Source organism: Hydrogenophaga soli (genome assembly GCF_054777695.1).
In genome coordinates this window covers 60,753-78,778 of the sequence record NZ_BAAHAK010000006.1, presented here as the reverse complement: position 1 = coordinate 78,778, position 18,026 = coordinate 60,753, and the positions used below count along the sequence as shown (strand labels likewise).

The window sequence follows — 18,026 nt, the reverse complement described above, 5'->3', positions numbered from 1 at the left end:
GTCAGGCGTCCTTTGTTGAAGGGGGGCTGGGCACCCGCTGAACCTGCAATTCGGCCAGGCTGGTGTACAGGGGGCGACTCACCATGCGTGAAATGCCGCTGGCCACCAGCGCACAACTCATCAGGCTCAGCACCAGCCCGTAACCGTCCACCATTTCCATGACGATGATGAACGCGGTCATCGGTGCCTGGGTTACCGCAGCAAGAAAACCCGCCATGCCCAAGGCGATCAAGGTGGTCATGTGGGCCTGGCCGCCGGTCCAGTCGGCCACATTGCCCCCCAACCCGGCCCCAATGGCCAGCGAAGGCGCAAAGATGCCGCCGGGCACCCCAGACCACGACGTGATCCAGGTGGCCATGAACTTCAGCGGGGTGTAGAGCGGCGACACGTCGGGACTGCCGTCCAGCAAGGCCTTGGTGTGGGCGTACCCGCTGCCGAACGTGGCCCCGTTCGTCACCACCCCCAGCACGGCCACGGCCAAACCACAGCCCGCGGCAAAGTGCACCGGGTGGCCGCGCCGCCAGCGTGCAAACCGGTCCGGGCTTTGTCCCGCCAGCGACACCCGCATCAGCCGCGCAAACAGGCCGCCCGCCAAACCACTCAACAAGGCCACCAACAGCGCGGGGAACAACAGGCTCCAAGACAGCGGCACCACGCGGATCACGCCGAAGTAGGTGGCGTTGCCAAAGGCCGAAATGCCCATCAAGCCCGCCAACACAATGGCGGCCATCAGCAAACCACTGTTGCGCTGCTCCGGACGGCGGGACAACTCCTCAATGGCGAACATGATGCCGCCCAAGGGCGTGTTGAAGGCCGCGGCAATGCCTGCCGCACCACCGGCCACCAGCAGGCCATGGTCAGACACTTCACGGCGGGCGGGCAGCCAACGCCGGGCGGCGTGCATCACCCCCGACCCGATTTGCACCGACGGGCCCTCACGCCCCAGCGACAAGCCACCGGCCAGCCCCAGCGCGGTCAGCCCCATTTTGGCCAGCGTCAGGCGAATGGACACGAACAGCGACCGCTGGCCCGGCTCCACCCGGCTGTCCAGCGCCGCCATCACCTGGGGAATGCCCGACCCAGCGGCCCCGGCAAACCAGCGGCGGGTGATCCACACCACCAAGGCGCAAATGGCCGGACACCAAACCAGGGTCAGCCACAACGACCAGCCCGCCAACTGCTGAAAACCGCTCAAGGCGTGCTCGGTCAGCCAGGTGAACGTGACCACCGTCAGGCCCGACAGGGCGCCAAATGCCAACACCACCGCCCGCGTTTGCCACAGGTCCAGGTTGCTGAGTTCTTCCCGAATCCGGGTGGGCACGTGGGGATCAAGGTGCATGGTGTGAAACCGTGATGACGCTGTGAGACGATGAAGCCGTTGACCCGATAATACATTTGCACAAATATTTAAACCAACATGCTCGCCCATCCCCCCACGCCATCCGCCACCGAAGTCCCCGACCAGACGGAAGCCGCCACCCTGGTATTGCGCCAGTTCCGGGTGGTGTTTTCAGCGGTGCGTCGGCATTTCCACCAAATGGAAAGACAAACCGGCGTGGGCGGAGCGCAGATCTGGGCCTTGAGCGAAATCCGTCGCCAGCCGGGCATCAGCGTGGGTACGTTGGCCCAGCGCATGGACGTTCACCAGTCCACGGCCAGCAACCTGGTTCGGCAATTGACCCGGCAGGGCTTGATCCAGGGCGAAAAACAAGCGCATGACCGACGCACGGTGGCGCTGTTCCCCACGCCAGCGGCAGACACCCTGCTTGCGCAGACCGAGGGCCCACCAGAAGGCGTCCTGCCCCATGCGTTGCGACAGCTTCCCACCGAAACGCTGGCTTCCATGAACAAGGACCTGGCGGCCTTGATCCAGGTGCTCCAAGCCGATCCCACCCACGAGCAAACACCGTTGGCCGACCTGTGATAAACCACCCCTTGGCACCTCAACCCTCATTTGTCACGGGTTGGCGAAGGTGCATGTTTGCAGCAGCCATGGGGCTGAGCGGGCTGCCTGCCACGGTGCAAGCAGCGTCGTGGGTGGCCCTGGACTGCGTGGGGCTGTCAGACACCGTGGTGCACTACCGTTACGCCAAGGCGTTGGAACAGGTCACCGTGGATGGACTCCCGGCAGAAGATGTCACCTACCTGGCGGGCACCTTCACCTTCGTCACCCAAGCAGGCGGCACCCGACTTGTGCATCAGCTCAACATGTCCAAGGCCCTGCTGCGCGTTGAAAACCCCGGGACCAACGAGCGCTCGGAGCTGCGGCGCTGTTCGCGCGTTGACGACGGGTCTCAACCCGACCCTCAACCCCAATAGAGTGCCGCCGGGTTGTCGGTCAACACCTGCTCGGCCACCTCCGGCCCCAGCCAGTCGGTCAGGCTGCGCAGCAACTGGGCGTAGTCCGCCATGGCCTCGTGGTTGGTGCAGGGCCAATCGCTGCCCCACAGCAAGCGGTCGGGGCCCAGAACGCTCAACCACAGGCGGGCAAGGTCGGCGGGGTTGAGCCCCCCCAACCGGTAGGCCCCGCTGAGCTTGATGTGCACGGGTGAGCGCCCTGCCCGCACCGCCAATGCGGACACGGTGGGGTCGGTCGCGTCCACCGCGTTGGGCTTGGCCATGTGATCCACCACCAGCGGCAGGTCTGGCGGCAACCGGGCCAGCACCCGTGGCAACGCACCCGCGTCGGTGTGCAGTTCCAGGTGCCAGCCGTGGGCCGTCATCCAAGCCCACAGGCCATCGGCCTGGGTCCAGGCGCTCACGTCGTGGTCCACCCCGGACAGGTTGATGCGGATGCCCCTCACGCCAGTGCGGTGCAGGGCCAGCAGCTCGTCGGCAGCCGCATCCGGTGCCACCACCGCCACCCCCCGCAGCAACAGGGGGTGGGTGCTCAGCGTCGCGGCCAGCAGGCTGTTGTCGGTGCCCAAAAAGCTGGGTTGCACCACCACGCCACGGTGCACACCCTTGGCCCGGGCCACGGACTGCCATTGGCTCAACAGAGCGCTGTATTGGGGCACGTAGCGCGAGCCAACCTGTCCCACCCCGGCACGAAACACATGAAAGTGGCTGTCTACCTTGGGTTTTGACACATGAAGTTTCATGGGTTAAATTCTAGTCATCTAGAGGACTAAATCAATGGACATTTCTCGCGCAGCGTCCAGCACCCTGTCAGACGCCGAAGGCCCCGGCCCTGGCTGGAGCCGCTACGGTTGGCTGGCCGCCACCTTGCGTGCACGCATCCAGCAGGGTGAATGGGTGCCGGGCGACGCCCTGCCCCCTGAGGCCGCACTGGCCCGCACCCACGGCGTGGCCCTGGGCACCATGCGTCAGGCACTGGCGCTGCTGGTGGCCGACGGGCTGCTGGAGCGCCGCCACGGCAAGGGCACTTTTGTGAAAGCCGGGCTGGGTGGTGCGTCCATGACGCGGTTCTTCCGCTTCCGCCAGGGCGATGGCCCCGCAGCCACACCCCAATCCACCATCCTGCAGCGCAGCGTTCGGCTGGCCGAAGCGGCTGAGTCGGAAGCCTTCGGCCTGCCCGCCGGGGCCAGCGTGTTGTGCCTGGAGCGCTTGCGCAGCATCGAAGGCCGCCCGTGCCTGCTGGAAAGCCTGGTGCTGCCCCTGCCAGCGTTCGAGGCCCTGGTGTCGTCCGACACCCACACCTGGGACGACCTGCTCTACCCCATGTACCAGCGGGTGTGCGGCGTGACCATCCACCAGGCCCAAGACCAACTCAGTTTCGACCTGCTCACGCCCGAGCAGGCCCAGCTGCTGGCGCTGGCACCGCGCCACCCGTGTGTGCGGGTGCAGCGCAGGGCGTTTGACCTCTCGGGGCGGTGCGTCGAACTGCGCACCACCCGGGGCGACGCCTTCGCGTTCGAATACACCGCACAGGTCCGCTGACCCCCATTCAACCAGGAGACACCCATGCGCCCTCAGCCGCCATCCAACACCGCCAACCAACCCCGCCGCCGCACGCTGCTCGGCCTTTCCAGTGCACTGCTGCTGGGTTGGGGGGCCGCCAGCCCGCACGCCATGGCCCAAGCCCCGGCCTGGCCCAGCAAACCCATCACGCTGGTGGTCACCTACCCGCCAGGGGGTGGGGCCGACACCATGGCGCGGCTGATCGCACCCAAGCTGTCTGAAGCGCTGGGGCAAAACGTGATCGTGGACAACAAGCCGGGGGCCAGCGGGCAGATCGGCGCGGGTGCCGTGGCCAAAGCCGCCCCGGATGGCCACACGCTGATGCTGGATGCCTCGTCCTTTGCGGTCAACCCGTCGCTGTTCCCCAAGCTGCCCTACGACAGCAGCAAGGCGTTTCAACCCATTGGGGTGCTGGCGCTGTTTCCCAATGTGGTGCTGGTCAACGCCCAGTTTCCGGCGCGCAACATCGCCGAGCTGATCGCCCAGGCCAAGGCCAAGAAGGGTGCGGTGGCGTTTGCGTCGTCGGGCAACGGATCGGCCCAGCACCTGGCCGGTGCATTGTTTGAATCTGCCGCCCAGGTGGACATGGTGCATGTGCCCTACAAAGGCGGCGGCCCGGCCCTCAACGACGTGATCGGCGGCCAGGTGCCGCTGTTCTTTGGCAACCTGGCGTCCACACTGCAACATGTGCAATCGGGCAAGCTGCGGGCCCTGGCCGTGACCTCCCCCAAACGGACGGCCATGCTGCCCGATGTGCCCACCTTGGCCGAAGCCGGTGTGCAAGGCGCCGACATCCACGAGTGGAACGCCTTGTTCGCCCCCGCTGGCACGCCTGAACCCATCATCGAAAAACTCTCCCAAGCCCTGAACAAGGCGCTGGATGCCCCGGAGGTCAAGTCCCGCATCACCCAATTGGGCGGGGAGATTCACAAGGGTTCACCCAAAGCCGCACAGGAGTTCATTCAGGGTCAAATGGCCCTGTGGGCCCGTGTCATCAAGGCCCGAGGCATCACCACCGAATGACCCAACCGCCACAGGAGACACCCACCATGACCCACCATTTTTTCAATCGCCGCCAGTGGCTGACCCGTTCCGCGGCGCTGACCGGGGCCACCGCGTTCCCGGGCCTGTCGGCCTTGGCCGCCGACTGGCCCAGCAAACCCATCCGACTGGTGGTGCCCTTCGCCCCCGGCGGCAGCTCCGAAATCGTGGCCCGCGCCGTGGCGGGCGAAATGGCCAAGACCATCGGCCAGAACATCTTTGTGGAGAACAAGCCCGGGGCCGCCGGCAACATCGCCATGATGGAAGTGGCCCGCGCCACCGACGAGCACACCCTCATCCTGGGCCACATCGGCACCTTGGCGGTCAATCCCTTCATCTTCCCCAACCTGCCCTACGACCCCATCAAGGACTTCACACCCATTTCCCTCACGTCCAAGGTGCCCAGCCTGTACGTGGTGCACCCCGACCTGCCGGTGAAGAACCTCAAGGAGTTTGTGGCCTACGCCAAGGCCCGGCCGGGGCAGCTCAACTACGGTTCGGCGGGCAACGGCAGTGCCGGGCACCTGGCGTTCGAGTACCTGAAGATGGTCACCGAAACCTTCATGGTGCACGTGCCCTACCGCGGCACCGGCCCCATGCTGACCGACCTGCTGTCGGGCCGTCTCCAGGCCGCATCGGTGGGGGCACCGGCGCTGTTGCAGTTCATCAAGGCCGGCAAGCTGCGTTGCATTGCCACCGGCACCACCGCCCGCCTGCCCCAACTGCCCGACGTGCCCACCGTGGCGGAACAAGGCTACAAGGGTTTTGAAATGACCCAGTGGTACGGCCTGATGGCCCCCAGCAAACTGGCCAAGGCCCATGTGGACAAGCTGGAGCAGGAAGCCATCAAGGCCACCCGCGGCAAGGCCGTGGGCGACCGCCTGGGCCAGGACACGGCCTTGGCCGTGGGCAACACCAGCGCCGAGTTCGCGGCCTTCATCCAGGCGGAACAGAACCGCTGGAAGCCCGTGATCGCCCGCGCCCAGATCCGCCCTGAAGGGGTTTGACCGCCCCTCCCCGGCAATCCTGCGGCCCGCCCCTCAAAATGGCGGGCCGTTTTGCTTTGTGAGCCCGCCCATGACCACGCCCATCCACATCGATTTCGTGTCCGACGTTTCCTGCCCTTGGTGTGCCATCGGGCTGTGGTCGCTGGAAACCGCCTTGGCACGCCTGGGCGACGAGGTGGCGGTGAGCCTCACGTTTCAGCCGTTCGAACTCAACCCGCACATGGAGCCGGGCGGGCAGGACATCACCGAGCACCTCGCGCAGAAATACGGCAGCTCGCCCGAGCAGCAGGCGCAAATCCGCGCCACCCTCCGCGAACGGGGGGCCGCCGTGGGCTTTGCCTTCCACCCCGACGGGCGAGGCCGCATCTACAACACCTTCAACGCCCACCGGCTGCTGCACTGGGCCGCCACCGTCGACCAAGCCCAGGGCAGCCACCACCAGCAGGCCCTGAAAAAGGCCTTGATGACCGCCTGCCACACCCACCAGCAGGCCATGGACCAGGACGAGGTGCTGCTGCAAGCCGCCGTGCAAGTCGGCTTGCCCGCCGATGCCGCCCGCGAGGTGCTGGGCAGCGATGCCCACGCCAGCGGTGTGCGCCATGCCCAGATGATTTATCAGAACGCCGGCATCCAGGCCGTGCCCGCGGTGGTGCTGGACCGCCAGTACCTGATTTCAGGCGGTCAGCCCGCCGAGGTGTACGAGCAGGCCATTCGCCGCCTGGCACAGGAAAAATCCGGGGCCACTGCCCCGCAGCCACAGCAGGGCGAATGATGGGGGCAACCGAAACGCCGCTGCCTCCGCTGACCGACACGCCCAAGGGCTTGTACCGGCACTACAAGGGGGGCTGGTACGCGGTGGTGGGCGACGCCCGGTGCAGCGAAACCCTGCAAGGCATGACGCTGTACCTCGACCTGGGCGGCGCCGACCCTGGTCGCTGCTGGGTGCGCCCCAGCGCCATGTTTGTGGAACAGGTGAGCGTGGACGGCCTGGTGCAGCCCCGCTTCACCCCGGTGGACGAGCCCACCCTGGCCGTGACCGACGTGGTGGCCGCACGCGCCGTGGTGGCCTGGCTGCAATGGCAACTGCGCGAAGCCCGGCAGACCCACCGCCCACCGCCCCCCGAGCCCACCACCTGCTGTGGCCGCGGCTGCAATGGCTGCGTGTGGGAGGGCTACCACCAGGCCCTGCACCACTGGCGGGCCGACGCCCGCGCCCTGCTGGCCGGGGGTTGAGCCCCCAGCCAGGCCTCGTCAAACCCCGTCAGGCCCAGTCAGCGAAACAACGGCAACGTGCCCGCCGCAAAGTTGCGCACATGGGGAAACACGGTGGGCAAATCGCTGTCGGCCACACCGAACCACGTGGCCAGCGCGGCCCCCAGTTGATCGACGCTGGTGGTGGGCAGCAAGCGGCCCTGCCCCACGTCGTCCGGCCCGTTGACGGCAGTGACCGGCAGTTTGCCGAAAAAGCGCTTGCCCGCCACGCCCCCGCCCATCACAAAGTGGTGGCTGCCCCAGCCGTGGTCCGACCCATCGCCGTTGCTGGTGAGCGTGCGCCCGAAATCCGACGCGGTGAACGTGGTCACCTGGTTGGCCACCCCCAGTTCCACCGTGGCGGCGTGGAACGACGACAGCGCCTCGGAAATGCGGGTCAGCAACCCCGGGTGCTGGGCCACCAGGTTGTCGTGCAGGTCAAAGCCGCCCAGGGACACAAAAAACACCTGCCGCTTGGTGCCCATGGCCCCGCGGGCGGCAATGGTGCGGGCCACCATCTGCAACTGCATGGCCAGGGGGTTGCTGCTGTTGAATGGCGTGCTCAAGGTGGGCACCCCCGCCAGTCCGCTGGACAACTGCGCCTCGGCCTGAATGGCCCGGCTCATGATGCGGGCGTGTTCGTTCTCCATCCACCGCGTGCTGCTGCCCTGCGACAAGGCCAGCATGGCCTTGGACACCGCCGATGACCCAAACGCATTGGACGCCGTGGCATTGAGCTTGACCGCACCGCTGCTGCTCACCTGGTACTGCACCGCCTGCTGCCCCGACACAAACACGGCATTGCCCGACACGTTCATGCAGGTGAAGGTGCTGGTGCTGTTCTGGCTGAGGAACAGGTCACCCAGCCGCCCACCCCAGCCCGATGTGGCCCCCTCGGCCAGGCTGGACTGCCAGACCGACTGCTGGTCGTTGTGCGAGAACAGCTTGGGCGGCAGGGGCACGCTTTGCGCCTTGTACTGCGCCAAGGTGGTGGGCACCACCAGCGTGCCCACGTTGAGCACCACGCCCAGGGCTCCGGCATCGAACAGGCTTTTCAGCCCCGTGAGCTGCGGCGCCAGCGCCATTTGCGCACCCGAGGGCAAGGCCACATCGGGCGTGAGCGGCAGCAGCTGGTTGAAGGGCGTGGCCAGCGCCGCGCGAATGTTGGCGTAGCTGGCGTAGTTGGTGCTGTCGTAGGGAACCACGGTGTTGGCGTGGTCGTTGGCCCCATACAGGAACACACACACCAGCGCCTTGTAGTCGTTGACCGGGGCGGTGGCCGCCGCGGCATCGCCCATGGCGGCCAGCGACAAGGCCCAGGGCGCGGCGGCCCCGGCAGCGGACAGCACAGCCCCCCGGCGCAGGAACTCGCGCCGCTGCAAGTTGGCCACCCCTTGGGGCACCCGAACGATGCGACCGGGGCGTTGGGACGAAGAAGTCATGGTCTGGGGTCTCCGGTCACTTCAGGGCGATGTACTCAGGGGCACACAACACCAGCCACACGGCAGCCCGCACCCGGTTGAGCTTGTTGGCGTCGGTGGTCACGGCCATGGACGTGATGGCCGCCACCACCGTGGCCCGGGTGGCGGCACTCAGCTGCCCGGCAGCCAGCAGCAGGTTGAGCAGGTCGAACAGAGCCCCCGGGTCGGAGGCCAGCGGCAGCCAGGCGGTGTAGTCGGGCTTGACCTCGCCCACGCCGTTGGCCACCACCGACTGCATCCAGTTGGCGTAGCCCACCACGGTGGACTCGTTGGTGATCTGGAACTCCGGCGCGGTGTAACCCGCCGTGCCCAGGGCCGTGCCCGGTGGCACGTAACCCGGGCGGAAGTAGTTGAACACCGTGGGCGAACGCAACGGGCTTTGGCCCAGCCGCGTGGAGGCGCTGGAGGTGTTGCCCACGTTCCACAGCCCGGTGGGCGAGCTGACATTGAAGGTGCGCGCCCACTGGATGAACCTCACCATGGGCTCACGCAGCTTGCCCCAGCCGGGGTCGGTGCCCATGGCACGGGCCTCGGGGTCGAGCAGCACGGCCCGAATGACCGCCGTCAGGTCGCCACGCACCCCTTGCCCGTTGTTGGCAAACGCGGCGGCCACGCGCCCCACGTAAGCGGGCGACGGGTTGCTGGTCACCAGCCGCTGGATCAGTTGCCGCCCGATGAATGGCCCCACGTTGGGGTGGTTGAACAGCGTGTCCAGCGCCGCCTTCAGCTCGGCCACGCCATTGGTGCCCGTGCCCAGCGTCACGCCCAGGAACTTCTTTTCCTCGGGCGAGTGGCGGCTGGCCGTGAACGCCATGGGCCGCCCGGTGTGGTCGGGCACGTCCTTGCTGTAGCGGTCGTAGTCCCAACCGGTGAACACGCGGGCCAGGCCGCGGATGTCGTCGGCGGTGTAGGTTTCCAGCGCCACGCCGTTTTGGGTGATGGGGGTGCCGTCGGGGTTGAGTTGCAGCAGCCCGATGGTGAACAGCTGCATGATCTCGCGGGCGTAGTTCTCGTCGGGCTCGCGACCCTTGCCGTCGGCCTTCTGGTTGCCGCGCATGTTGAGGTAGGCCCCCATGGCCACCGACAGGGTAACGGCCTCCAGCAGCTGGCGGAAGTTGCCAAACGCATGGGTTTCCAGAATGTCCACGTAGTGGGCCACCGCCATGCCCGGCCAGGGAATGGGCAAGCCCTCCATGGACACCACCAGCACCTCGGACAACGCCAGCGTGATGCGCTGGCGCAGCACATCGGGGCTGGACAGCAGCTTGCGCCACAGGGTGTTCTCCACCCCGTTGAAGCTGTTGACGTAGCTGGGGTCGCCAAAGCCGTTGGCCAGCATCCAGTCCCAATGGGTCTGGGTGCGCGGCGCGGCAAACTGGGCGTTCAACCAGCCGTCGTAGCCCAGCGACTGCAAGGTGGCCACATCGGCACTGGTGCCACCAAACGCCGCTTGCGACAGGAAACGCGAGGCTTCCACGGCATTGGCGGGCCCGCTGATGGGTGTGGGGCCTGTGGATGGCGGGGGGGTGACGGCATCGGTCCCACCACCCCCACAGGCCGTCAGAACCGTTGAAGCAAGGGCAGCGGCGCCAAGCGCCGAGATGGGCTTTTCACAAGTGTCCGTGGACATGGGCACCTCCTGGCGCGATTACAACAAAGCACCCGCCCCTTCCATCGGGAGGCCACCGCCGCACGTCGCCCGGTGCGCCAATGGTTCACATCACCAGCAGAGCCCGAAAGTCGTTGACGTTGGTGTGTGTGGGCCCGGTCATGACCAAGTCGCCCAGCGGCTTGAAAAAGCCATGCGCATCGTTGCGGTCCATGTGGTCACTCAGGCACAGGCCCTGGGCCTGGGCGCGTGCCAGGGTGTCGGGGCCCACGCAGGCGCCGGCGTTGTCTTCCACCCCATCAATGCCGTCGGTGTCGGCTGCCAGTGCCCACACCCGCTCGGCCCCTTGCAGGCCTTGCGCCACCCCCATGCAGAACTCGCCCGCACGGCCACCCCGCCCGCGCACCACGCCCGGTGCCCGGGCGCGCACGGTGACGGTGGTTTCGCCCCCGCTGAGGATCACGCACGGCGGCCTGAACATGTTGCGCCCTTGCACCGCACTGAGTGCCAAGGCGGCATGCACCTTGCCCACCTCGCGGGACTCACCCTCGATCCGGTCGCTCAGGATGTAAGGCATGACCCCGGCGGCCTGCGCCGCATCGGCGGCCGCCCTGAGGCTTTGCTGCGGCGTGGCCACCAGGTGCACCGGGTGGGGTTCGTGCCCGTGGCGCAGGCGAACATCACCACACTTGGGGGTTTCCAGTTCAGCGTCTTGAAGCTTTTGGGCCACCACCGCTGGTATTTCAACGTCATAGCGCTTCAAAATTTGAAGCGCCTGCTGGCAGGTGCTGGGGTCGGACACCGTGGGGCCACTGGCAATCACGCTCACGTCGTCGCCAGGCACGTCGCTGATGACCAGCGTCACCACCCGCGCCGGAAAACACGCCACGCCCAAACGCCCGCCCTTGATGGCCGACAGGTGCTTGCGCACCGTGTTCATCTCGGCAATGCTGGCCCCGCTGTCCAGCAGCTGGCGGTTGATGCGCTGCTTGTCGGCCAGGGTCAGCCCCTCGCACGGCAGGGTGAGCAGGGCCGACCCTCCGCCCGACACCAGGCACAACACCAGGTCATGCTCGGTCAGGCCTTCGGTCAGGGTCAGCATGCGGCGGGCGGCCTCCACCCCCGCGGCGTCGGGCACCGGGTGGGCGGCTTCCAGAACCTCGATGCGCTGGGGCACGCCCCGGGGCCGGGGCGGGGTGTGGCCATACCGCGTGACCACCAGCCCGCTGAGGGGGGCATCCGGCCCGGCGTGCGACGGCCACAGGCTTTCCACCGCCTGGGCCATGGCCCCCGCGGCCTTGCCCGCCCCCAGCACCAGCGTGCGCCCGCGCGACGGGTGCGGTGGCGAGGGCAACCAGTCGGCCATGTTGTGCATGGGCAGTGCGCGGCGCACCGCCACGTCGAACAGGTATCGCAGAAAGGCCTGGGGCTGGTGGCTGGGGTCCGGCGGCAACAAAGCGGCAAGTGACTGCATCATGGCAAAACTGCACCCCCGGCGTGGCGGTGCCAAAAAGATTCGAATTCGGCCACTGGCAGCGGACGTGCCAGCCAGTAGCCCTGCGCAAAATCGCACCCGGCCTGCTTCAGCAGGGTGCACTGTTCCTCGGTTTCCACCCCTTCGGCCACCACGCGGATGCCCAGCTCGTGCGCCATGACGATCATGGCCTTGCACAAGGCCAGTTCGGTGGCACCAGGCCGCAGGTTGCAGACAAACGACCTGTCGATTTTGATGTAGTCGATGTCCAGCTTCTGCAAATAGGTGAGGGACGAGTATCCGGTACCGAAATCGTCCAACGACACCGCCATGCCCTGCGCCCGCATGCGGCTGAGGATGTCGGTGACCGCCGCGCTGGTGTCCAGCAACAGCCCTTCGGTGATTTCCACCGCCAGGCTGCTGCCGTCCAACCCCAACTGCTCCACCAGGGCCGCCCAGTCGCCCTGCCCCGTGGCCAGGTGCCGGTGAAACTGCACGGGTGACTTGTTCACACCCACCTGAAACTGCGGGTGCAGCGTGCGCCGCCACCGGGCCACCTGCTGCGCCACCTGCCGAAACACCCAGTCGCCAATGGGCACGATCTGCCCGTTGGACTCGGCAATGGGAATGAACTGCGCCGGGCTGACGTCACCCCGCGTGGGGTGGTGCCAGCGCAACAGGGCCTCGGCCTTGTGCACCCGGCCTGTGGCCAGTTCCACGATGGGCTGGAACACCACCTCCAGCTGCCCCTCGGCCAACGCGTTGCGCAGGTCCAGGTCCAGCCGGGCCCGGGTCTGCGCCGCCTCCTGCAGCACGGGTGTGAAAAACCGGTAGCGGTTGCGCCCCGCCGTCTTGGCGGCGTACAGCGCCTGGTCGGCGTGTTTGAGCAGGTCATCGGCCTGCTCACCGTCGGTGGGGTACAGCGCCACCCCCACGCTGGCCGACACAAACACCTGGTCAGGCCCCAGGTCGAACACCTGGGCCAAGTCGTCCAGCAGGCTTTGCAGGCGCTGGTGCAACAGGGTGGAAGGCGGCAGGCCCGGGGCCAGGTCGGTCACCAGCACGGTGAACTCATCGCCCCCCATGCGGGCCACGGTGTTGGCGGGTCCCATGCAGCGGGCAATGCGCTGGGCCGCCTGCACCAGCAACTGGTCACCCCGGTCGTGGCCCAGCGTGTCGTTGACTTCCTTGAAATGGTCCAGGTCAATGAACATGATGGCCAGCGGCTGCCCCAGCCGGGTGCAGCGCTGCAAATGCTCGTCCAGCCGGTCGCGCAGCATGCGGCGGTTGGGCAGGCCCGTGAGGGTGTCGAAATGCGCCTGCTGCCAGATGAGCGCTTCGGCCTGCTTGCGGGCCGAAATGTCGGTGTGCGTGCCCACCATGCGCAAAGGCTTTCCCTGCGCGTCGCGCTCCACCACCATGCCGCGGGTCAGCACCCATTTCCAGCGGCCGTCCTTGCACTGCACGCGGTGCTCGTTGATGTAGCTGGGAGCCCACCCGCTGAAATGCGCCTCGCGGTCGGCGGCCATCTGCGCCAGGTCGTCGGGGTGGGTGCGGCTGTCCAGCTCAGCCGCCGCATTGGCCAGCTCGCCCGGCAGGTAGCCGAACATGTGCAGCAGGCGGTCGGAGCAGTACTCCACCCCCGTCGGAATGTGCCAGTCCCACACCCCGTCACCCGCGGCCTCCAGGGCCATGCGCCAGCGGGCCTCGCTTTCGGCCAGCAACTGCTGGGCACGCACGCTGTCGGAAATGTCCTCCAGCGTGCCCTCGTAGTACAGCACCTGCCCGTGTTCGTCATACACGGCATAGGCTGCCTCGCGCACCCACAGCCGTTCGGTGGAGCCTTGGCGGTGCATCTCGGACACAAAGTCCACCACCTGCCCATGCTCGGCGATCAGGCGCTTGAACTCGGCCCGCCGCCCCGGGCTCACGTACCAGCCCACGCTGAGGTCGGTCACCACGGCCAGCAGTTCGGCCTCAGTAGCGCACCCCGCCAGGCGCACCATGGCCGCGTTGGCGCGCAGCAGCTGCCCCTCGGGCGTGGAACGGTACGCACCGATGGGCAGGTTCTCAAACAGCAGTGACGGCGCGAGACCAGACAGTGGCGGTGGCATGGAAGCGGGCATGGTAGGCACAGGCGCGGGCTTTGCGAATGGACGCAAACCCTGTGCCGCACAATGGCCGTCGTCCTTGCAATCCCTTGTTTGCCATGCATTCCCTGCTGATTGAACACGCCCGCTGTGTGGCCACCCTGGACCACCCCATCCCCACCCAGTGCCGCGAGCTGCACGACGCCAGCGTGCTGGTGCAAGGCCACCGCATCACCTGGGTGGGCCCCGCGGCCGAGCTGCCCCCTGCCCTGCTGCAGGCCCACCAGGCCGCGGGCGGCGAAACCATCGACGCCCGCGGCCACCTCGTCACCCCCGGGCTGGTCAACACCCACCACCACATGTACCAAAGCCTGACCCGCGCCATTCCTGCGGTGCAGGACGCCGAACTGTTCGGCTGGCTGCGCGGGCTGTACCCCATTTGGGGCGGCCTCACCCCCGACATGGTGCACGTCAGCACCCAAGTGGCCATGGCCGAGCTGCTGCTGAGCGGCTGCACCACCAGCAGCGACCACCTCTACATCTACCCCAACGGCGTGCGGCTGGACGACAGCATCCACGCCGCGCAGCACATCGGCATGCGCTTTGTGGCCACCCGCGGCAGCATGAGCGTGGGCCAGAGCCAAGGCGGCCTGCCGCCCGACCGGGTGGTGGAGCGCGAAGACACCATCCTGAAAGACACCCAGCGCCTCATCGAGCAACACCACCGCACCGAGCACGGCAGCATGGTCAACGTGGCCGTGGCCCCGTGCAGCCCCTTCAGCGTCAGCCGCGACCTCATGCGGCTGAGCGCCGAACTGGCCCGCGCACACGGCACCCGCCTGCACACCCACCTGGCCGAAAACGACCACGACCTGGCCTACAGCCGCGAAAAGTTCAACTGCACCCCCACCCAGTACGCACAAGACCTGGGCTGGCTGGGCCCCGACGTGTGGCATGCCCACTGCGTGAAGCTGGACGACGAAGGCATCAGCCTGTTTGCCGCCACCCGCACGGGCGTGGCCCACTGCCCGTGCAGCAACATGCGCCTGGCCAGCGGCATTGCCCCGGTGCGCAAGATGCTCAACGCCGGGGTGCCCGTGGGCCTGGGCGTGGACGGCAGTGCCAGCAACGACGCGGCCCACATGGTCAACGAAGCCCGCCAGGCCCTGCTGCTGGCCCGCGTGGGCCGCGCCCTGCAGCCGCCCGAAACCCGCACCAACCCGGCCACCGGCCAACGCCAAACCTTCTTCGGCTGCGACTTAGGGCCAGCCGAAATGACCGCCCGCGACGTGCTGCACCTGGCCACCCGCGGCGGCGCCCAGGTGCTGGGCCGAGCCCACGACGTGGGCCACATCGCCCCCGGCATGTGCGCCGACTTGGTGCTGTGGAAGCTGGACACCCTGGGCTTTGCCGGTGGCGCGGTGCACGACCCCGTGGCCAGCCTGCTGCTGTGCGCCAGCCCGCAAGCCGACTACACCGTGGTCAACGGGCGAGTGGTGGTGCGGGAGGGACAGCTGACGACTGTGGACCTGGGGCCGCTGGTGGAGCGGCACAACCGGATGGCGGTGGCGCTGGTGGAGGCGGCTGGGTGATATGGAATTGATAGCTGCTTGTGCTTATTAAAAAAGCGCTAGAGGCATATTTTCTTGATAAATTTAAGCCGAGACGGAGGCGCTTGCTGCAGCGGACGGCAATAGTAGCTGGTTGAGGTGTCGGGCTGTAGCTCGTGAGGTCGGTTTGCAGCGATTGCTGGCGATCGGTCACGGCGGCTCGCCGAGCTCACGTTCTCGACAGCATCATGTCCATTGGGCAACCGCGACTGAAGCTGCGGGAATGAGTGGCGTGTAAGCTACTACCAACATTGCCACTGCTGTCGACCAGCCCACTCCCCTTCGGCCAATCCAGAGGCGATTCCCCGAGATTCCGGAGTCACGTCAACCCACCCTGGCACTTGCGTTGCGCACGCCATTCGTTGGCAAAGAGCTTGACCCCTGGGTCACCCTTTTCCTGGAGACGGTCACCGCATTTCCTTTTTGCAGTTTCGTCCCACATGCAGGGTCGGTCATGGATACCGGGCTTGATGCCCCTCTCCTGAAAGAAATCCAGCATGCCCTCCACAAACCGATCTGGGCAATAGAAGGTACGGCCGATTGACAATTCTTGCCCCATCAACACCTTCCAGCCGCCCGGCGGAACCAAGCAGTTCCGACCTAAGTACCAAAAACGTGTGGAGACCAGCGCGTTCTCGCCGCTGGTGTCGTGAATCATCGCGTCCTGCTCATGCGAGTTGTTTGGCAGCTGTTGGTACGGCCCATCCGCATCACGCCAATAGATGTTGTCCCCGGATCGAATTTCAGGGTCGGTCGCGTCCAGAATCGGCCGCTTTTTGAGAAAGCGTGGATCGTTGAAATACGCTGACAACTTCAGCGGTTCCTCCGTGACTTGCATCAGGTACACGAGTCCGCCATAGGGGATGGACACGCCGTACTCACGGGCGTTCTGAACCAGCGCCTTAGAGGCGAATCCTGCCACCCAATCGCCCTTGCCGCGTGTGCGACGCACGGTTGGCTTGCAAGTGGCCAACGTGAGGGCACCGTGGAAGGGATTGGGGGCAAATCCGGTGTCGTGGGTCATCTTGTATCCCACTGCCTTGTTCATCTTTCAAATCCTCTCTGTCGGGTTGCTATCTCATCAACGACATCAGCCAGTCTTGCGCGACCGAACTTGCGCCGGTATCCATGACGAATTCTTGTCCCTTCCCGACAGTCTGTAGGTGCAAGTTGCCTTCTTGTCGAGACCAGCGACTTGGATCGGTGTGGTATGAGAGCTTCAACCCGGAGGTAGAAGGGTCCATCCAGTCAGGCACACACCACACGGAGCGCGAATAGCCCGGCGCGGTCAACTGCAGGCGGTCAGTCCAGCGGGCAAACACGCCGGCGCCTGGAAACTTTCCGCCAAACAGGGACTTCGCCCCAATGTAGATGGTGTTGCTCTTGCCGATGGTATCGGCGAACGCGACGTGCGGATGGTCCCCCAACCAGGGGTTGCGTTGCGCGCAGTCAGGTGCGCCAGGGTCCATCACCGCACCGATTTGCAACCACCCGAAGAGGCTGTGGATATCGGGCGCTCCCGGCACATACCGCCACCGCCCGTCGATGACCTCGGCCTGGCGGAACCAGCCGAAGAAAAGAAACAGATCCCCCTTGCCCACGCCTTGTTTGGCCAGATGACCCTGCGCAGCCGCCACCTGCCCCAGGGATGGCTGCCAACCAGCCAGCCTCGGAACCGAGAGGCGCTGAAGATCAGGATCGAGATGGACCAGGGTGTCCGGCCCGATCTTGCCGTCCGTGAGATCCGACACTAGCGCATGCAGCGGACCGGCTGAACTCTGAATGTCACGAAGCGATCGACCTTGTCTTGAAGGAATTGGCAACGGCAGCAATGTGCCGTCCGACAGGATGGGGCTGGGCACACCCCCATATTGAGAGTCAAAGCCCTTACGGCTGAAGACGAGTTTCATAAGCTGTGGTGTCAGTCGGCCGTTTGCACGTGGGACGTTTGCCGTTCATGCTGCCGCTCTTTGAGGGGTGGGCTTGCGCCACCAAAGCTGCGACCAAGTCTGCCTGGATCGCCTGTCTGGCGCTCAGCCGCTAGCTCCGGTCGGAAACACGGATGCCCGGTTTCCATAGTACAGCGGTCCCACGAGCTGCTGCTTATAGGAATGGTCGGCATAGCCACTCCGACTGCAGCCCTGGTATGACGCCTTTCAGCCGTCAGCAGCCACCCGCCGCCACATCAAAGAACCCATAGGCGACCAGATTGAGTCTTTACCACTCAGAAATCACAACACCGCATCCAACCCCTTGCGCTCCGGCAGGTTCAACAATTTCAGCGACGGACCGCTGGGGTGCTTCTCCCCGATTTCCCACTTGCGCACCCTAGACGCGCTGGTGTTCAACACCGACGCCAGCACCGTCTGGCTGAGTTTCAAATGCTCGCACAAGGCCCGGATGCGCTCGCTGTCGTAGGAGGCGCGTCTGCTGTTTGCGCTTGTCAATGAAGCTGAGGCGTTGAAGGTCGTCAGCGGCAGCGCACCAATACAAAATTGATAGCCAACTTCGCTTACAAATAAAGCGCCAGTCAGCAATTTAA

The 18,026-nt window shown here is 66.2% G+C and carries 17 protein-coding genes; 8 read left to right on the top strand and 9 right to left on the bottom strand.

Going from position 1 to position 18,026, the window contains the following annotated elements; all coding sequences use genetic code 11:
- Position 1 precedes the first annotated feature (1 nt).
- On the bottom strand, positions 2–1,339 hold the full coding sequence (locus ACYVB7_RS12245) for a chloride channel protein (protein WP_460507980.1): 1,338 nt from the start codon (positions 1,337–1,339) through the stop codon (positions 2–4).
- A 78-nt stretch (positions 1,340–1,417) separates the two neighbouring features.
- Here ACYVB7_RS12245 and ACYVB7_RS12240 point away from each other — a divergent pair, with 78 nt between their 5' ends.
- The gene (locus ACYVB7_RS12240; protein WP_460507978.1) at positions 1,418–1,924 is read left to right on the top strand and encodes a MarR family winged helix-turn-helix transcriptional regulator; all 507 of its coding nucleotides are present in this window, start codon (positions 1,418–1,420) and stop codon (positions 1,922–1,924) included.
- A 53-nt stretch (positions 1,925–1,977) separates the two neighbouring features.
- Positions 1,978–2,319, top strand: a complete 342-nt coding sequence (locus ACYVB7_RS12235; RefSeq protein WP_460507975.1) for a hypothetical protein — start codon at positions 1,978–1,980, stop codon at positions 2,317–2,319.
- Here ACYVB7_RS12235 and ACYVB7_RS12230 read toward each other — a convergent pair.
- Positions 2,307–3,101, bottom strand: a complete 795-nt coding sequence (locus ACYVB7_RS12230; RefSeq protein WP_460507973.1) for an amidohydrolase family protein — start codon at positions 3,099–3,101, stop codon at positions 2,307–2,309. The two genes, ACYVB7_RS12235 and ACYVB7_RS12230, sit on opposite strands and share 13 nt — an antisense overlap.
- A gap of 34 nt (positions 3,102–3,135) precedes the next feature.
- Here ACYVB7_RS12230 and ACYVB7_RS12225 point away from each other — a divergent pair, with 34 nt between their 5' ends.
- The 5 genes from ACYVB7_RS12225 (at position 3,136) to ACYVB7_RS12205 (ending at position 7,202) form a co-directional block, all read left to right on the top strand.
- Entirely contained in the window at positions 3,136–3,900 is a 765-nt protein-coding gene (locus ACYVB7_RS12225) for a GntR family transcriptional regulator (RefSeq protein WP_460507970.1), read from the top strand.
- 24 nt (positions 3,901–3,924) lie between these two features.
- The gene (locus ACYVB7_RS12220; RefSeq protein WP_460507968.1) at positions 3,925–4,944 is read left to right on the top strand and encodes a tripartite tricarboxylate transporter substrate binding protein; all 1,020 of its coding nucleotides are present in this window, start codon (positions 3,925–3,927) and stop codon (positions 4,942–4,944) included.
- A gap of 26 nt (positions 4,945–4,970) precedes the next feature.
- Entirely contained in the window at positions 4,971–5,969 is a 999-nt protein-coding gene (locus ACYVB7_RS12215) for a Bug family tripartite tricarboxylate transporter substrate binding protein (protein WP_460507966.1), read from the top strand.
- A 70-nt stretch (positions 5,970–6,039) separates the two neighbouring features.
- Positions 6,040–6,741 carry a DsbA family oxidoreductase gene (locus tag ACYVB7_RS12210; protein WP_460507964.1) on the top strand — a complete coding sequence of 234 codons (702 nt, stop codon included), beginning with the start codon at positions 6,040–6,042 and terminating at the stop codon, positions 6,739–6,741.
- Complete coding sequence (locus ACYVB7_RS12205; protein ID WP_460507962.1) at positions 6,738–7,202, top strand: DUF1653 domain-containing protein; 465 nt, start codon at positions 6,738–6,740, stop codon at positions 7,200–7,202. The genes ACYVB7_RS12210 and ACYVB7_RS12205 overlap by 4 nt, the downstream gene beginning before the upstream one ends.
- Before the next feature lie 38 nt (positions 7,203–7,240).
- Here the strand turns inward: ACYVB7_RS12205 and ACYVB7_RS12200 are convergent, their stop codons facing one another.
- The 4 genes from ACYVB7_RS12200 to ACYVB7_RS12185 form a co-directional block, all read right to left on the bottom strand.
- Positions 7,241–8,662, bottom strand: a complete 1,422-nt coding sequence (locus ACYVB7_RS12200; protein WP_460507960.1) for a DUF1501 domain-containing protein — start codon at positions 8,660–8,662, stop codon at positions 7,241–7,243.
- A 16-nt stretch (positions 8,663–8,678) separates the two neighbouring features.
- Positions 8,679–10,331 (bottom strand): DUF1800 domain-containing protein, encoded by a 1,653-nt coding sequence (locus ACYVB7_RS12195; RefSeq protein WP_460507958.1) that lies wholly within the window; start codon positions 10,329–10,331, stop codon positions 8,679–8,681.
- A gap of 85 nt (positions 10,332–10,416) precedes the next feature.
- A complete protein-coding gene (locus ACYVB7_RS12190; protein WP_460507956.1) occupies positions 10,417–11,787 on the bottom strand; it encodes a glycerate kinase type-2 family protein in 1,371 nt (456 codons plus the stop codon).
- Entirely contained in the window at positions 11,784–13,910 is a 2,127-nt protein-coding gene (locus tag ACYVB7_RS12185; protein WP_460507954.1) for a putative bifunctional diguanylate cyclase/phosphodiesterase, read from the bottom strand. Before ACYVB7_RS12185 ends, ACYVB7_RS12190 begins: the two co-directional genes overlap by 4 nt.
- An 83-nt stretch (positions 13,911–13,993) precedes the next feature.
- Between ACYVB7_RS12185 and ACYVB7_RS12180 the strand changes: the two genes are divergently transcribed.
- A complete protein-coding gene (locus ACYVB7_RS12180) occupies positions 13,994–15,466 on the top strand; it encodes an 8-oxoguanine deaminase (protein ID WP_460507952.1) in 1,473 nt (490 codons plus the stop codon).
- Positions 15,467–15,803: 337 nt separating this feature from the next.
- On the opposite strand, the gene ACYVB7_RS12175 is transcribed toward ACYVB7_RS12180, so the two are convergent.
- The 3 genes from ACYVB7_RS12175 to ACYVB7_RS12165 all read right to left on the bottom strand — a co-directional run bounded on the left by ACYVB7_RS12175 (position 15,804) and on the right by ACYVB7_RS12165 (position 18,021).
- Positions 15,804–16,532 carry an Nmad2 family putative nucleotide modification protein gene (locus tag ACYVB7_RS12175; RefSeq protein ID WP_460507950.1) on the bottom strand — a complete coding sequence of 243 codons (729 nt, stop codon included), beginning with the start codon at positions 16,530–16,532 and terminating at the stop codon, positions 15,804–15,806.
- Positions 16,533–16,557: 25 nt separating this feature from the next.
- Positions 16,558–17,394 carry an Nmad3 family putative nucleotide modification protein gene (locus ACYVB7_RS12170; protein WP_460507948.1) on the bottom strand — a complete coding sequence of 279 codons (837 nt, stop codon included), beginning with the start codon at positions 17,392–17,394 and terminating at the stop codon, positions 16,558–16,560.
- Between the two features lie 321 nt (positions 17,395–17,715).
- A complete protein-coding gene (locus tag ACYVB7_RS12165; protein WP_460507946.1) occupies positions 17,716–18,021 on the bottom strand; it encodes a helix-turn-helix domain-containing protein in 306 nt (101 codons plus the stop codon).
- Positions 18,022–18,026: the final 5 nt, after the last annotated feature.

Coding starts and splice junctions, on each gene's coding strand:
- ACYVB7_RS12245 (WP_460507980.1), bottom strand. CDS start 1,339: ATGCACCTTGATCCCCACGTGCCCACCCGGATTCGGGAAGAACTCAGC.
- ACYVB7_RS12240 (WP_460507978.1), top strand. CDS start 1,418: ATGCTCGCCCATCCCCCCACGCCATCCGCCACCGAAGTCCCCGACCAG.
- ACYVB7_RS12235 (WP_460507975.1), top strand. CDS start 1,978: ATGTTTGCAGCAGCCATGGGGCTGAGCGGGCTGCCTGCCACGGTGCAA.
- ACYVB7_RS12230 (WP_460507973.1), bottom strand. CDS start 3,101: ATGAAACTTCATGTGTCAAAACCCAAGGTAGACAGCCACTTTCATGTG.
- ACYVB7_RS12225 (WP_460507970.1), top strand. CDS start 3,136: ATGGACATTTCTCGCGCAGCGTCCAGCACCCTGTCAGACGCCGAAGGC.
- ACYVB7_RS12220 (WP_460507968.1), top strand. CDS start 3,925: ATGCGCCCTCAGCCGCCATCCAACACCGCCAACCAACCCCGCCGCCGC.
- ACYVB7_RS12215 (WP_460507966.1), top strand. CDS start 4,971: ATGACCCACCATTTTTTCAATCGCCGCCAGTGGCTGACCCGTTCCGCG.
- ACYVB7_RS12210 (WP_460507964.1), top strand. CDS start 6,040: ATGACCACGCCCATCCACATCGATTTCGTGTCCGACGTTTCCTGCCCT.
- ACYVB7_RS12205 (WP_460507962.1), top strand. CDS start 6,738: ATGATGGGGGCAACCGAAACGCCGCTGCCTCCGCTGACCGACACGCCC.
- ACYVB7_RS12200 (WP_460507960.1), bottom strand. CDS start 8,662: ATGACTTCTTCGTCCCAACGCCCCGGTCGCATCGTTCGGGTGCCCCAA.
- ACYVB7_RS12195 (WP_460507958.1), bottom strand. CDS start 10,331: ATGTCCACGGACACTTGTGAAAAGCCCATCTCGGCGCTTGGCGCCGCT.
- ACYVB7_RS12190 (WP_460507956.1), bottom strand. CDS start 11,787: ATGATGCAGTCACTTGCCGCTTTGTTGCCGCCGGACCCCAGCCACCAG.
- ACYVB7_RS12185 (WP_460507954.1), bottom strand. CDS start 13,910: ATGCCCGCTTCCATGCCACCGCCACTGTCTGGTCTCGCGCCGTCACTG.
- ACYVB7_RS12180 (WP_460507952.1), top strand. CDS start 13,994: ATGCATTCCCTGCTGATTGAACACGCCCGCTGTGTGGCCACCCTGGAC.
- ACYVB7_RS12175 (WP_460507950.1), bottom strand. CDS start 16,532: ATGAACAAGGCAGTGGGATACAAGATGACCCACGACACCGGATTTGCC.
- ACYVB7_RS12170 (WP_460507948.1), bottom strand. CDS start 17,394: ATGAAACTCGTCTTCAGCCGTAAGGGCTTTGACTCTCAATATGGGGGT.